The following is a 13126-nucleotide window of genomic DNA, read 5'->3' as shown; positions in this document are numbered from 1 at the left end:
GGGATCCCCGCTGGTCAGGCTCGACCGGATGAAGCATGCTGGGTGCCATGTTGAGGGCCACCCGCATCCTGCTCCCCGCGTCGATCGCCCTTCCGGCGGCCCTGTTCGCCTTCCTGACCTGGCACAGCCGGCAGTCCGTCGAGCTCGAAGCGTACCGCCAGGTCCGGCAGACGACCGCCATCCTGCAGGAACATTCCCTCAAGGTCCTGGAGCTCAACGCCGCCGCGCTGGCGCACGTCGTCGACTCCGATCGGGCACGGCGGTCCGTCGCCCGGGCCGACCCGGCGGCGCTGGAGCGCTACCTGATGGAGATCCCGCGCGCCTCGCCGTCGGTGCAATCGCTCTGGGTCTTCGACGCCGACGGCCGCCCGGTCGCATCCAGCGACCAGGGCCCGCTGCCCTCCGGCAGGCTGATCGCCGATCGCGACTACTACCGGGCCTTGCGCGACAACCCGGCCGAGCCGATGGCCATCTCGCAGCCCCAGATCGGCCGCACCAGCGGCCGGCGCCAGTTCGTCATGGCCCGCCGGCTGGAGGAGGACGGCGAGTTCACCGGCGTGGCGACGTCGGCGATCTACACCGACTACTTCGAGCGCAACTGGCAGGCGCTGGCGCCCCAGCTCGGGTCGACCGCGGCCCTGGTCCGGGCCGACGGCACCTTCCTGGCGCGCTACCCGAACGTGGCCGTGAACACGCCGCCGCTGCCGCCGGACTCGGGCTTCATGCAGTCGATCGCCCGCGACCCGGTGCGCAACGTGTTCGAGGCGCGATCGGCGGTCGACGGCACGGCGCGGATCATCGGCTACAGCAAGCTGGAGGGCTACCCCGTCTACATCACGTATTCGGTCGCCATGCCCGTGCTGCTGGCCGCGTGGCACCGGACCGTCGCGCTGTACGCAGGCCTGTGCGGTTCGGCGTCCCTGGGCCTGGCGATCCTGAGCGTGGTGGTGAGCCGGCGAGTGCGCAGCGAACGGCGCCTCATGGCCCAGCTGCGGCAGACCGACGCCTCGCGCACGCGCTTCTTCGCCAACGTCAGCCACGAGTTGCGCACGCCGCTGACCCTGATCCTCGGCCCGGTCGACCGGCTGCTGGGCGACCCCGGCCTGCAGCCCGAGGTGCGCCGGCAGCTCGCGGTCGTGCAGCGCAGCGCCCGCGCGCTGCTGCGGCGCGTCAATGACCTGCTGGACGTCGCCCGGATCGAAGCCGGCGTCCTGCGGGTGCGCCATGTGCGGGCCGACCTGGCGATGGTGGTGCGCCTGACGGCGTCGCACTTCGGCTGCATGGCGCGCGAGCGGTCGATGGTGCTCGACGTGCGCACCCCGGAGCGCCTGCAAGCCGACTTCGACGTGCCGCGCATCGAGCGGGTGCTGTTCAACCTGCTGTCGAACGCGTTCAACTTCACCCCCGACGGCGGTATGGTGCGGGTGCGGCTCGAGGAGGCGCCGGGCCAGGCCCGGCTGGTGGTGGAGGACACCGGGCCCGGCATCCCGCCGGCCCTGCGGCACGCCGTCTTCGAGCGGTTCCGCCAGGCCGAGGGCGACGGGCCCACCGTGCAGGCGGGCACCGGCCTGGGGCTGGCGATCGTCAAGGAGTTCGTGGAGCTGCACGGCGGCGCGGTGAGCGTGGGCGATGCCGACGGCGGCGGCGCCCGCTTCGTCGTCACCTTGCCCCTGCGGGCGCCGGCCGGGTCTGCGGTGCGCGAAGCCGATGCCAGGCAGCTGCTGGGCGAGCCGATGGGGACCAGCGCGGAGCTGACGCTGCCCCGCCGCATCGCGGGGGGTGGCCAGGTCACCGCCGTGGACCACCGGCCACACGTGCTGGTCGTGGAAGACCATCCGGACATGAACGACTTCATCGTCGATGCGCTGGGCGACGGTTACCGGGTGACGCGCGCCTACGACGGGCGCGAGGGCTTCGAGAAGGCCTTGCAGGACCGGCCCGATGCCGTGATCACCGACGTGATGATGCCCGGCATGTCGGGAACGGCGCTGGTCGACGCGCTGCGCGGACTGCCGTCGATGGACGACGTGCCGGTGCTGCTGCTCACCGCCCGCGCCGACGACGCCCTGCAGGCCACGTCGCTGCAGGAGGGCGCGCAGGACTTCCTGGCCAAGCCTTTCGCCCCCGCCGTGCTGCGCGCGCGCGTGGAGCGGCTGGTGAGCGACCGGGCGCGGGCGCGCGAGCGGCTCGAGAGCAGCGAGCAGCGGCTGGCCGAGATCCTGAGGAACGCCCGCGACGCGATCATCGTCGTCGATGCCGATGCCCGCGTCGTGCTGTTCAACGACGCGGCCGAGGCGGTATTCGGCCGGCTCGCGGCCGACGTCACCGGGCATGACGTGCGCAAGCTGCTGGGTGCCGAGCCCGGGGCGCTGCTGCGGGAGCTGGACGCGTTGCGCACGGGTGGCGCCGAGGCGGGCAGTGGCCCGGGGCCGGTCGGCGGCTTCGCCCAGCGCGTGACGGGCGAGTCCTTCCCGGTGGAGTGTTCGCTGTCGCGGCTGGTCGACTCGAACGGATCGCTCTTCATCACCATCATCCTGCGCGACGTCACGGAGCAGGCCCGCTCGCGCGCGGCCCTGCTGCGGGCGCATGCGGAACTGCGCCGCGTCACCCACGACTTCGAGAACGCGCTGCTGCGCGAGCTCGAGTCGCACCAGGCCGAGATCGCGCGCGAGCTGCACGACGCCGTCGGCTCGTCGCTGGCCGGGGTGTCGCTGCTGCTGGGCAGCGCGCGGCTGATGGTGGCGGCCGACCGCCCGGCGCTGCTGCTCGACAAGGCGCAGGAGCAGATCGCGGGGCTGTCGCAGGCAGTGCGGCGCATCTCGCGCGGGATGATGCCGGTGGGCAGCGATCCCGGCGCGCTGCTGCAGGCGCTCGAACAGTTCGCCCAGCAGCTGTCCGACAGCGCGCAGGTCGCCTGCACGGTCCGCGCCCGGGGCAGTTTCGACCGCATCCCGCCCGACATCGGCACCCACCTGTACCGGGTCGTGCAGGAGGCCACCACCAACAGCCTGCGGCATGGCGGCGCCGGCGTGCTGCGCATCCGGCTCGTGCAGGCCGGCGCGCAGTTCCGGCTGAGCATCTCGGACGACGGCTCGGGATGCAAGTGGGATCCGCTGCCCGAGGCGCATGCCGGCGTCGGCCTGCGGTCCATGCGGGCCCGGGCGCGGGCGATCGGTGGCGAACTGCGATTCCAGTGCCGCAGCGGCCTGGGCTGCACCGTGCGGCTCGACTGGGCCAGCCAGGCGTCGCCGGCCAAGGCCCGGGGCGGCAACGTGCCGCTCGAATCCGCCGACCTCGCCGAGCTCGGTTAGGCCGTCAGGGCGGCGCTTCGCGCACCCGCACCGCGCCGCGCAGGCGCAGCGCCTCGTCGGGGCGGCAGAGTGCGGTGCCCGGCTCCAGCAGCGACGCCGCCGCGGCGCCCATGCCCATCGCCAGCGCGTCGCGCGCGGGCTCGCCCCGGTGCAGGGCCCACAGCACGCCGGCCAGGAAACTGTCGCCGGCGCCGATGGTTCCCGCGATCGTCACCTGCAGCGCATCGGCCTGCCAGGCCTCGCCGCGCCCCACGAGCAGCGCACCGCCGGCACCCAGCGACAGCGCCACCCAGCTCGCGCGGCCCTGGGCGACGAGCCGGCGGCAGGCGGCCAGCTGCTCGGCCGGCGTCGCGAGCGGCTCGCCGGTGAACTCGCGCAACTCGCGGGCGCTGGGCTTGCATAGGTCGACGCCCGCCTGCAGCGCGGCGGCCAACGGCGCGCCCGACGTGTCGATGGCCAGGCGCGTTCCGCGCGCGCGCACCTCGCGCGCGAGCCGTGCATAGAAGTCGTCGGGCACGCCCGGCGGCAGGCTGCCGCTCGCGACGAGCCAGCCGCCCCGGGGCGCCAGGTCCAGCAACTCGCGCAGGCAGGCCTCGCATTCGGCACCGCGCCACGACGGGCCGGGCAGCACGAACCGGTACTCGTGCCCGGTGGCGCGTTCGATGACGGTGACGTTCTCGCGCGTGTCCCCCGCGATCGCGAAACGGGTGGAGGGCAGGCCCTCCTGGGCGAGCAGGCTCGCGAGCCGCTCGCCCGTCGGCCCGCCGGCGGCATGGAAGGCGCGGACGTCGGCGCCGAGGCGGTGCAGCACGCGCGCGACGTTGATGCCGCCGCCGCCGGGGTGGACGGCGGGCGCCTCGCAGCGCATCTTGTGCCCCTCGAGGAGGCGGTCGGTGGCGGTCGAGACGTCGACCGCCGGATTCATCGTGAAGGTGAGCAGGGCAGCCATCGGCGTTCGCGCCGCGGGGCGGCCGCGGCGCGCGCCAGCATACCTCGCGGTGGCGCCGCGGTCAGACCAGCCCGAGGCCGGCGAAGGAGCTGAGCCCGGCGGTGGGCGTGGGCGTGAATACCAGCGACACCGCCGCGATGCCGTCGCCGTCGAACTCGGTGGAGACCACGCAACGCGGCACGGCGTCGACGAGCGGCTCCAGCGACATGAAGGCCTCGGGCGTGATGCGCATCGTGCCCGAAGGCGTGGTCGCGCCCTCGGCCGCGGCGCGCTCCACCGGCGCGCCGAGCAGCGTCCGCTGCGCGCCGCGCTCGGTCTGCACGGTGGCCACCGCGCACAGGCCGCAGGCGATGCCGATCTGCACGCCCGACGGGGCCAGGAACTCGTGCATCTCCAGCGCCGCGGCCAGCGCCTTCGCGGGCTGGCTGAACCAGAGCAGGGCATCGCCCTCGGGCCACGGATCGGCCTCGCCGCCGTGCGCGGTGGCGAAGCCGCCGAGGTGGCCGGCATGGCCGGTGCCGTAGGGCACATGGACCGAGATGCAGGTGACCCGCACCGAGTCGAAGCGGATGCGGCCATCGCGCCTGTCGTCCAGGAACAGTTCACGCCACGCGGACAGGGGAAGGTGCCGCAGCACGCGCGAGGACAGGGCCTCGAGCAACAGGGCGCGGGTGGAGGTGGGGAAGGGCGCGGGGTGCATAGGCGGCCGGATGGATGAGCCAGTGTCCGCCGAACGCGACCGTGCCGCGCACGGGAGTTCTTTCAGGCCCGCGCAGCGATTTCCCTAACCGGGAAGCACTAGTCTCGCGTCCGTCGCTCGTGATTTGGCTGCGGATGAGCCCACAAGGGACTCGTCTTTCGGTACAGTAACTCTGCAGTCGGGTCCCTGCGCCACGCGCGCAGCCTGGCCCTCCCGAAATTCCATGCCGAAGCCCCCGATCTCCGACGACGTCCGCCGGTTCGTCCTCGCCAGCATCCCGTCGGTGCCTTACCTCGAGGCCCTGCTGCTGCTGCGAAGCGAGCCGGCTCGGGCCTGGACCGCGCCGCAGGTGGCACGGCGCCTGTACACGTCCGAGGCCCACGCGGCGGAGCTCCTGCAGGCGCTGGTCGAAGCGGGCGTGGCGGCCCCGGCTGCGGCCGGCGCATTCACCTACGGGCCCGCGGACGAGACGTTGCGCTCGCTGCTCGAGCAGGTGGCCGAGGCCTACGGCAGCCAGCTGATGGCGATGACGGAGCTCATCCACTCTCGCGTCGACCGGCGCGCCCGCCAGTTCGCCGATGCATTCCGCTGGCGCAAGGAGGACAAGCAGCAATGATGGCATCCCTGATCTATGCGCTGTGCGCGCTGACCAGCTGCACCTGCATGGTCCTGCTCTGGCGCGGCTACACGGCCAACCGCTCGCGGCTGCTGTTCTGGAGCGCGTGGTGCTTCCTGCTGCTGACCGCCAACAACGTGCTGCTGGTGCTGGACAAGGTGATCTGGCCGGTGGAGGTGGACCTCAAGACCTGGCGGCTGGCCCTGGCCCTGGCGGCCGTGCTCCTCCTGCTCTTCGGCCTGATCTGGGAGGAGGACTGACGTGGACAACATCGACAACCTCCTCACGGGCGCCATCGCCGCCGGCTGGGCGGTCGCGGGCCTGTTCTTCTTCCGCTTCTGGCGGCACACCCGGGACCGCTTCTTCCTGCTGTTCGCGGCGTCGTTCTGGATGGAGGCGGCCAACCGGGTGGCCCTGGCCATGGTGCCGTACGCCAGCGAGAACGAGCCGGTCTTCTACCTCGTGCGCCTGGTGGCCTACGGCCTGATCCTCGTGGCCATCTGGCAGAAGAACCGCAAGCCCGGCTGATGCGCGCGGGGCTGCGGCCCCGGCCCCGGGGCGGTCGAGCCCGCAACGTGGCTGACGGGGCGGCCGCACCGGGGCCATGGGCCGTGCGGCCCGCGATTCAATTTGGACAAATACAATCGGTGGTTCGATGCAACGCGTTCCACCGTCCCGCCACCATGCCCAGCCCGATGTCCTGGAGGCACTGCGCCGTGACCTGGCGAACGGCCGCGAATGGGTCGGCCGGGTGGTCGTCCTGGCCTACGCCGCCCTGGCCGGCGCCAGCATCGTCGCCTTCACGTGGCTGAGCGACTGGGCGCTGGGCACGTTCAACCGCGTGGTGGCGGCGCACCCGCTGCTGCCGCTCGCCTGGACGCCGCTCCTGTGCGCCGCGCTGGCCTGGGTGACGGCGCGTGCGTTTCCGGGAGCGTCGGGCTCGGGCATTCCCCAGGTGATGGCCGCGCTGCACCGCTCCGTGCCCGAGGAAGCGCGGCATCGCCTGGTGTCGCTGCGGCTGGCGGTGGCCAAGATGCTGCTCACCGCCGGTGGCCTGCTGGGGGGACTGGCCATCGGCCGCGAGGGTCCCTCGGTCCAGATCGCCGCCGGCGTGATGCACCACGCGCGCCGCTGGCTGCCTGAGGGCGCCTCCGTCACCCCGCACGGACTGCTGGTGGCCGGGGGCGCGGCCGGCATCGCGGCCGCCTTCAATGCGCCGCTGGCCGGCGTGATGTTCGCGATCGAGGAGCTCACCCGGCGCATCGAGCAGCGCAGCAGCGGGCTGGTGGTGGTGGCGATCGTGCTGGCGGGCCTGGTGGCCGTTTCCGTGTTCGGCAACGCCACTTACTTCGGCGTCATCCGCGTGCCGTCGCTCACGCTCGCCTTTGCGGGGCCGGCGCTGCTGGTGGTCGTCGGCACGGGGCTGCTCGGCGGGCTGTTCTCGCGCCTGCTGCAGGCGTCGCTTCTCGGAGCCGCGCACCCCGTCAACCGCTGGCGGTCGCGCCATCCGGTCCTGTTCGCGGCCGCCTGCGGACTCGGCATCGCCGTCATCGGACTGGCCAGCCATGGAGCCACCTTCGGCAGTGGCTACCTCACCACCCGCCAGCTGGTCGAGGGCCATGCCGAGGTCCCCGTGCTGTACGTCACGCTGCGCCTGGTCGCGACGTGGCTGGCGGTGTGGTCCGGTGTGCCGGGCGGCCTGTTCGCGCCGTCGCTGGCCATCGGCGCCGGCCTGGGCAACGACGTGGCGCTGCTTGCGGGCGTGGGCCCGGAATCGGCAGCGCTGATCGCTCTGGGCATGGCCGGCTTCCTGGCTGCGCTCACGCAGGCGCCGGTCACCGCCTTCATCATCGTGATGGAGATGGTCGATGGCCATGCGATGGTGCTCACGCTGATGGCAGGGACGCTGGGCGCGAGCCTGATCGCGCGCTGGCTGGCGCGGCCGCTGTACGGGACACTGGCGGCCGCGCAGCTGGCTCGCATCGATGCGGCCCTGGACGCGCGCGATCCGCGGGCGGACGAAGCGGCGCAGGCCACCGACGAGGCTTGCCGCGGACGCCCGGGGGGCGGCACCTAGTGGTCCGAATGCCCCAGCGGCGTGCGCGCCGAACGCTCGTCGGCGCCCAGCAGGGCGATGAGCGCCCCGAGGTCCTTGTCCAGGCGGGCCAGCGTGCGCTCGTCCAGTTGGGACAGCGCCTGCGGCAGCACGCCGGTGAAGGGCCCGGGCGCCTTCCTGATGGCCTTGGCCCCGGCGGCCGAGAGCTGCAGCCGCACCAGGCGCTTGTCGGCATGCGCCCGGTCGGACACGACCAAGCCCTGTTCCAGCAGCGGCTTGAGCAGGTTGCTCGCGGTGGACTGGTGAACGTCCATCGCCTGCGCGAGCTGGCCCACGCCGATGCCGGGCCGGTCGCGGATCACGCTCAGTGCCCAGAACTGCGCGCCCGCGATGCCGGCGCGCCGTTCGACGGCGCGAAAGTGGCTCTTGACCGCGTTGAAGACGATGCGGAAGCGGCGCAGGACCCGCGTGGCGGGCTCGGCGAGTGGCTCGGGGTCGGCTGCGGCGTCGCGGGCCGGCCTCTTGGCGGAAGTCATGCCGGAATCATAGGCCTGGGCACCCCGACGGTCGGCGGGTGCGCGACGCGGCGGGTTGCGCGGTCGTCGCCGGCGCAGGGCAGGGCGGGCAAAAAAAAGCCCCCGAAGGGGCCGTCCGTTCCCGGACAAGTGGAGTCCCAGGGGAAATCAAGGAAACCGCTGCGGCCCATCGCTCGAGGCGCAGCGGCGTCATGCTAATGCATTTGTCCAAATGCGAAGGTCGGGGATTGCCCGGGGGTGGGCTGGACGGCTGCATGCGCGTGCGCCCGTGCGCGCCGCCGACCTTACCCTGGGTCGCGCAGCATGCCGGCCGGGCCGGCCTTGAACGCGCGGGGCTCGCCCCGCGCCACGAACCCGCATGACGAGATCGCCCGTCCCCGACGAGGTCCGCCGCTTCGTCCTCACCAGCATCCCGTCCGTCCCGTACCTGGAGGCGCTGCTGCTGCTGCGGGCCGAGGCCGCCCAGGCGTGGGATCCCGCGCGCGCGGCACGGCGCCTGTACATCAGCGATGCCCACGCCGGCGAGCTGTTGCAGGCCCTGGGCGAGTCGGGCATCGCGGCGCGCACCGGCGACGGTCGCTACCGCTATGAGCCGTCCGGACAGGCGCTGCGCGAGCTGATCGACGCATTGGCAGCCACCTATTCGGCCAATCTGCTGGGGGTGACCGAGCTCATCCACTCGCACCTTGACAAGCGGGCGCTGCAATTCGCCGACGCCTTCCGCTGGAAAAGATGAACTACGAATGGCCGGCCTGATCTACACCCTGTGCGCGCTGACCTGCCTGGCGTGCGTCGTGTTCCTGGGACGTGCGCAGCGGCGCGCGCGATCCCGGTTGCTGTTCTGGACCACCTGGTGCTTCGTCCTGCTGACCGTCAACAACGTGCTGCTGGTGCTGGACAAGGTGGTGTTCGCGGTCGAGGCCGACCTGCGCTACTGGCGCCACGGCACCGGCCTGCTCGCCGTGGCGCTGCTGCTCTACGGCCTGGTCACGGAGGAGGACTGAGTTGGAGCAATTGCTGATGGGCGCCATCGCCGCCGGGGCGACGATCGCCGCCCTGTTCTTCCTGCGCTTCTGGCGCCACACGGGCGACCGCTTTTTCCTGCTGTTCGCCGCGGCCTTCGCGCTGGAGGCGATCGACCGCGTCGGGCTGGCGCTGCTGCCGCATGCCGCGGAGGACGAACCGGTGTTCTACATCGTGCGGCTGCTGGCCTACGCGATGATCCTGGTCGCCATCTGGCAGAAGAACCGGAGGCCGGCCCGGTGAGCATGCGCAACCTCACGCTCCAGCTGCGATTCCTGCTGCCGCTCGTCCTCGTGCTGGCCGCCGCCGCCTACCTGGCGCTGCCGCTGCTGGACCGGATGACGCTGCGCTGGTTCGCGCGCGACCTGAACATGCGCGGCGCGCTGGTCGCCAACACCCTGTCGGAGTCGGTGGCCGACGCGCTGCGCGATCCCAAGGGCCGCAAGCTGCAGGCGCTGTTCGCGCGCGCGCTGCAGGACGAGCGCATGGTGGCGATCGGCTGGTGCTCCCCGCTGGGCGAGATGCTGGTGCGCACGCCGACCTTCCCCAAGGACATCACGTGCGCGGATTCGGAGCGGATCTCCGCGGACGCGGATCCGCAGCTGCGTGTCGAGGGCGGGCCGGTGCACGTCAGCGTGCATGCGATGGAGGCCGAATCCGGCCCCGTCGGCAAGCTGGTGCTGTTGCACGACCTGAGCTTCATCGACCGGCGCAGCCAGGACACCAAGCGCTACCTGATCCTGTTCATCACCGGCATGGGCGTGATCATCGCCCTGGTCACGATGGCCGTCGCGCAGCTGAGCTGGCGCGGCTGGGTCCGCGGGACACGCGCGCTGCTGCGCGGCGAGGGGCTGCTGCGCCCGCTGGAGTCGGGCGCGGGCGAGCTCGAGCCGCTCGCGGCCGAGGTGCGGGCGCGCCTGCGCGACCTCGAGGACGAATACCGGCGGGCGGCCACGCACGAGGCTGGCTGGGACGCCGCGCGGCTGCAGTCGCTGCTGCGCACGCAGCTGCGCGGCGACCAGGTGATCGTGGTCTCCAACCGCGAGCCCTACATCCACGACCGCGCCCCCGATGGCTCGATCCTCGTGCGCCGGCCCGCCAGCGGCCTGGTCACGGCGGTCGAGCCCGTGATGCGGGCCTGCTCCGGCACCTGGATCGCCCACGGCGGCGGCAGCGCGGACCGCGACGTGGTGGACCGCCACGACCGCGTGCCGCTGCCGCCGGGCCACGAGGAGTACCGCCTGCGCCGCATCTGGCTCACGGCCGAGCAGGAGCAGGGCTACTACTACGGCTTTGCCAACGAGGGCCTGTGGCCGCTGTGCCACGTGGCCCACGTGCGGCCGGTGTTCCGCGAGGAGGACTGGCGCCAGTACCGCGCGGTGAACCAGCAATTCGCCGACGCGGTGGTGGCCGAGGCCCGCGGCGAGGACCCCGTCGTGCTGGTGCAGGACTACCACTTCGCGCTGCTGCCGGCGATGGTGCGGCGCAAGCTGCCGCGCGCGACCATCCTGACGTTCTGGCACATCCCCTGGCCGAACCCGGAGTCGTTCGGCATCTGCCCCTGGCGCGAGGAACTGCTCGAAGGCATGCTGGGCAGCACCATCATGGGCTTCCACACGCCCACGCACTGCAAGAACTTCATCGAGACGGTGGACCGCTACCTCGAGGCGCGCATCGAGCACGAACACTCGACGATCTCGCTGCGCGGCGAGCAGACGTTCATCGAGAGCTATCCGATCTCCATCGAATGGCCGACGGCCGACGCCGTGCGGGCCTGGCCGACCCCCGCCGAGTGCCGGCGCCTGGTGGGCAAGGAGCTGGGCATCCCGCCGGAGCACCGGCTGGCGGTCGGTGTCGACCGCTTCGACTACACCAAGGGCATCCTGGAGCGGCTGCACGCGGTGGAGCGGCTGCTCGAGCTGCACCCGGAGTGGCGCGGGCGCTTCACGTTCGTGCAGGTCGCGGCGCCCACGCGGGCGATGCTCGAGGAGTACCAGGCGTTCCAGCAGCGCATCCGCGCCGTGGCCGACCGGATCAACCAGCGGTTCAGCGGTCCCGGCGGCAACGTGGTGCGCCTGCTTGCGCAGCACCACGAGCATGACGCGGTGACCCGGCTCTACCGGGCGGCCGACGCCTGCCTGGTGACCAGCCTGCACGACGGCATGAACCTGGTGAGCAAGGAGTTCGTGGCCGCGCGCGACGACGAGCAGGGCGTGCTCATCCTCAGCCGCTTCGCGGGCGCGGCGCGCGACCTGCCCGAAGCGCTGGTGGTCAATCCGTACCACGTCGAGGAGGTCGCTCAGGCGCTGCACCGTGCGCTGACCATGCCCGAGGGCGAGCAGCGCGAACGCATGGCCAACCTGCGCAGCACGGTGCGCGAGTTCAACGTCTATCGCTGGGCCGGCCGCATGCTGGCCGACGCCGCGCGCTGGCGCCTGCGCGAGCGCGTGTCGCTGCGCGTGCAGCGGCACCGCGGCCCGGACGACACGCGTCCGTAGCGGGCGGCCGGTGGCCGGCTCAGCGGTAGAACGCCTCGACCTGGCCCTTGAGCTTGATCATCAGCGGCTGGCCTTTGCGGTCGACGGTCTTGCCGGCGGGAACGCGCACCCAGCCTTCGCTGATGCAGTACTCCTCGACGTCGTGGCGTTCCTTGCCGTTGAACCGGATGCCGACGTCGTGCTCGAACACGGCGGCCACGTGGTGGGGGCTGCGCGGGTCGATGGACAGGCGGTCGGGCAGGGCGGGGCGGTTGTCTTGCTCGTTCATGGGCCCGCATTGTGCAGAACCGCGGACGCACGGCTGGGCTTGGCGTGCGACAAATGCCGCAGGAACGGCCGTCCCGGCCCGGCCATGCGGCGCCGGCGCCCCACGGCACGCCCGAACTGTCGCACCATGCGCCTGTGGTCCAGCCTACCGTTCCCAACGCCGAATTGATCCGGGCCGTCCTCGATGGCCAGGTGGTCCAGGTCACGCCCGGCGAGGGCAATTGGACCGACATGGACCCCGGCGTGGCCGTGGCGACGCTCGTGCGCGCGGCCCCCGGCCTGCGCTTTCGCCTCAAGCCGCGGGCCGTCATCGCCTGGCTGCCGGTGTACCGCGAGGGCCACGACGGCCTGGGCATCGGCAACGTCTACGCCGACCGCGATCGCGTGCCGCGCGACCTGCCCGCCGGGCCGGTCGTTCGGCTCCTGCGCATCGAACTCGATGCACACACCGGCGACGCGGTGAACGTCACCACCGAGACGCCCTGACGGCGCACCGGCCGGCGCTCCGACCCGCCTTGCCCGTCCCCGCGTCGCCTCGCGCGCGTCCTGCGTAGCGAGCGGCGCGTCGCGCCTCCTTTCCACCATTGGCAACTGGCAGCGATGCGAGTTGGCGTTCGACGCGCGCGATTCGCCCTGTGCCCTGCAGCGCCGCGGCCGTCAGTGGGGCCATCGGACCGGGCAAGGGCTCCGAATTCGACCGTTCGTGAGCGCGCGATTGCGCCATCCACGTCCCCACGGACGCGCTTCGTAGCTCTGCCGTTGGGCCTCCAGGGCCTCGCGAAGGCATCTGCAGTCGTAACTTTCAAGGCAGGGCTTTGCGACGACATGGCTGGGGCATCCATGGTCGAGGCACCCTCATCCTGGCTCGAGCGCAGTGCCCCAGCCGTGATCGCGCCTGCCGAGCCTCGGCGCATTCCCCGTTCTCAGCTGTTTTCCCATGGTCGAGCATCGCGCGCGGCCACTGCGGACTGTCGCGCAGGCAATCGTGGCTCAGCCGCTCATCAGTGCGCCGGATCTCGTTACGAATGTAGGCGTGTGCCGACCGGAATGTCGGACGTCTCCTACTACATTCGCTGCTCTTGCTGAGGCCGGCTCCGTAGCCCGGCCGCACCGGCCCCGACAACACAGCGGGCCAGCGGTCTTCCCGGGTCGGAGCGATCCACGCCTCAG

The 13126-nt window shown here is 72.3% G+C and carries 14 protein-coding genes; 10 read left to right on the top strand and 4 right to left on the bottom strand.

The genetic code is table 11. From position 1 onward, the window contains the following. Positions 1–47 precede the first annotated feature (47 nt). Complete coding sequence (locus AC3ANR_RS12415) at positions 48–3311, top strand: ATP-binding protein (protein ID WP_488288420.1); 3264 nt, start codon at positions 48–50, stop codon at positions 3309–3311. Between the two features lie 4 nt (positions 3312–3315). Here the strand turns inward: AC3ANR_RS12415 and AC3ANR_RS12410 are convergent, their stop codons facing one another. Together AC3ANR_RS12410 and AC3ANR_RS12405 are read right to left on the bottom strand one after the other, a co-directional pair. Further along, positions 3316–4260 carry a 1-phosphofructokinase family hexose kinase gene (locus tag AC3ANR_RS12410; RefSeq protein WP_488288419.1) on the bottom strand — a complete coding sequence of 315 codons (945 nt, stop codon included), beginning with the start codon at positions 4258–4260 and terminating at the stop codon, positions 3316–3318. A gap of 61 nt (positions 4261–4321) precedes the next feature. Next, complete coding sequence (locus tag AC3ANR_RS12405) at positions 4322–4960, bottom strand: nucleotidyl cyclase domain-containing protein (RefSeq protein ID WP_488288418.1); 639 nt, start codon at positions 4958–4960, stop codon at positions 4322–4324. A 223-nt stretch (positions 4961–5183) separates the two neighbouring features. Here AC3ANR_RS12405 and AC3ANR_RS12400 point away from each other — a divergent pair, with 223 nt between their 5' ends. The 4 genes from AC3ANR_RS12400 to AC3ANR_RS12385 all read left to right on the top strand — a co-directional run bounded on the left by AC3ANR_RS12400 (position 5184) and on the right by AC3ANR_RS12385 (position 7653). After that, a complete protein-coding gene (locus tag AC3ANR_RS12400) occupies positions 5184–5576 on the top strand; it encodes a hypothetical protein (RefSeq protein ID WP_488288417.1) in 393 nt (130 codons plus the stop codon). Then, on the top strand, positions 5573–5836 hold the full coding sequence (locus AC3ANR_RS12395; protein ID WP_488288416.1) for a DUF5985 family protein: 264 nt from the start codon (positions 5573–5575) through the stop codon (positions 5834–5836). The genes AC3ANR_RS12400 and AC3ANR_RS12395 overlap by 4 nt, the downstream gene beginning before the upstream one ends. A 1-nt stretch (position 5837) precedes the next feature. After that, positions 5838–6104: a DUF5985 family protein gene (locus tag AC3ANR_RS12390; RefSeq protein ID WP_488288415.1), complete on the top strand. Its 267-nt coding sequence runs from the start codon at positions 5838–5840 to the stop codon at positions 6102–6104. Positions 6105–6231: 127 nt separating this feature from the next. Further along, on the top strand, positions 6232–7653 hold the full coding sequence (locus AC3ANR_RS12385) for a chloride channel protein (RefSeq protein WP_488288414.1): 1422 nt from the start codon (positions 6232–6234) through the stop codon (positions 7651–7653). On the opposite strand, the gene AC3ANR_RS12380 is transcribed toward AC3ANR_RS12385, so the two are convergent. Continuing rightward, positions 7650–8168: a MarR family winged helix-turn-helix transcriptional regulator gene (locus AC3ANR_RS12380; protein ID WP_488288413.1), complete on the bottom strand. Its 519-nt coding sequence runs from the start codon at positions 8166–8168 to the stop codon at positions 7650–7652. The genes AC3ANR_RS12385 and AC3ANR_RS12380 overlap by 4 nt on opposite strands. Positions 8169–8526: 358 nt before the next feature. Between AC3ANR_RS12380 and AC3ANR_RS12375 the strand changes: the two genes are divergently transcribed. From AC3ANR_RS12375 to AC3ANR_RS12360, 4 genes are read left to right on the top strand one after another with little or no spacing between them, the layout of a single operon-like run. Next, positions 8527–8904 (top strand): hypothetical protein, encoded by a 378-nt coding sequence (locus AC3ANR_RS12375; protein ID WP_488288412.1) that lies wholly within the window; start codon positions 8527–8529, stop codon positions 8902–8904. Positions 8905–8911: 7 nt separating this feature from the next. Beyond that, complete coding sequence (locus AC3ANR_RS12370) at positions 8912–9172, top strand: DUF5985 family protein (RefSeq protein WP_488288411.1); 261 nt, start codon at positions 8912–8914, stop codon at positions 9170–9172. Position 9173: 1 nt separating this feature from the next. Beyond that, positions 9174–9434 (top strand): DUF5985 family protein, encoded by a 261-nt coding sequence (locus tag AC3ANR_RS12365; RefSeq protein WP_488288410.1) that lies wholly within the window; start codon positions 9174–9176, stop codon positions 9432–9434. Between the two features lie 2 nt (positions 9435–9436). Then, the gene (locus AC3ANR_RS12360; RefSeq protein WP_488291800.1) at positions 9437–11689 is read left to right on the top strand and encodes an alpha,alpha-trehalose-phosphate synthase (UDP-forming); all 2253 of its coding nucleotides are present in this window, start codon (positions 9437–9439) and stop codon (positions 11687–11689) included. Positions 11690–11708: 19 nt separating this feature from the next. Here the strand turns inward: AC3ANR_RS12360 and AC3ANR_RS12355 are convergent, their stop codons facing one another. Continuing rightward, the gene (locus AC3ANR_RS12355) at positions 11709–11957 is read right to left on the bottom strand and encodes a DUF3297 family protein (RefSeq protein ID WP_488288409.1); all 249 of its coding nucleotides are present in this window, start codon (positions 11955–11957) and stop codon (positions 11709–11711) included. 134 nt (positions 11958–12091) lie between these two features. On the opposite strand from AC3ANR_RS12355, the gene AC3ANR_RS12350 reads away from it, so the two are divergent. Beyond that, entirely contained in the window at positions 12092–12442 is a 351-nt protein-coding gene (locus AC3ANR_RS12350; RefSeq protein WP_488288408.1) for a hypothetical protein, read from the top strand. The last annotated feature ends 684 nt before the right edge of the window (positions 12443–13126 follow it).

It is taken from the genome of Ramlibacter sp. JJN2-2R (genome assembly GCF_057747835.1).
The sequence above is the reverse complement of the archived record's forward strand: the minus strand, read 5'-3'. Positions and strand labels throughout refer to the sequence as shown.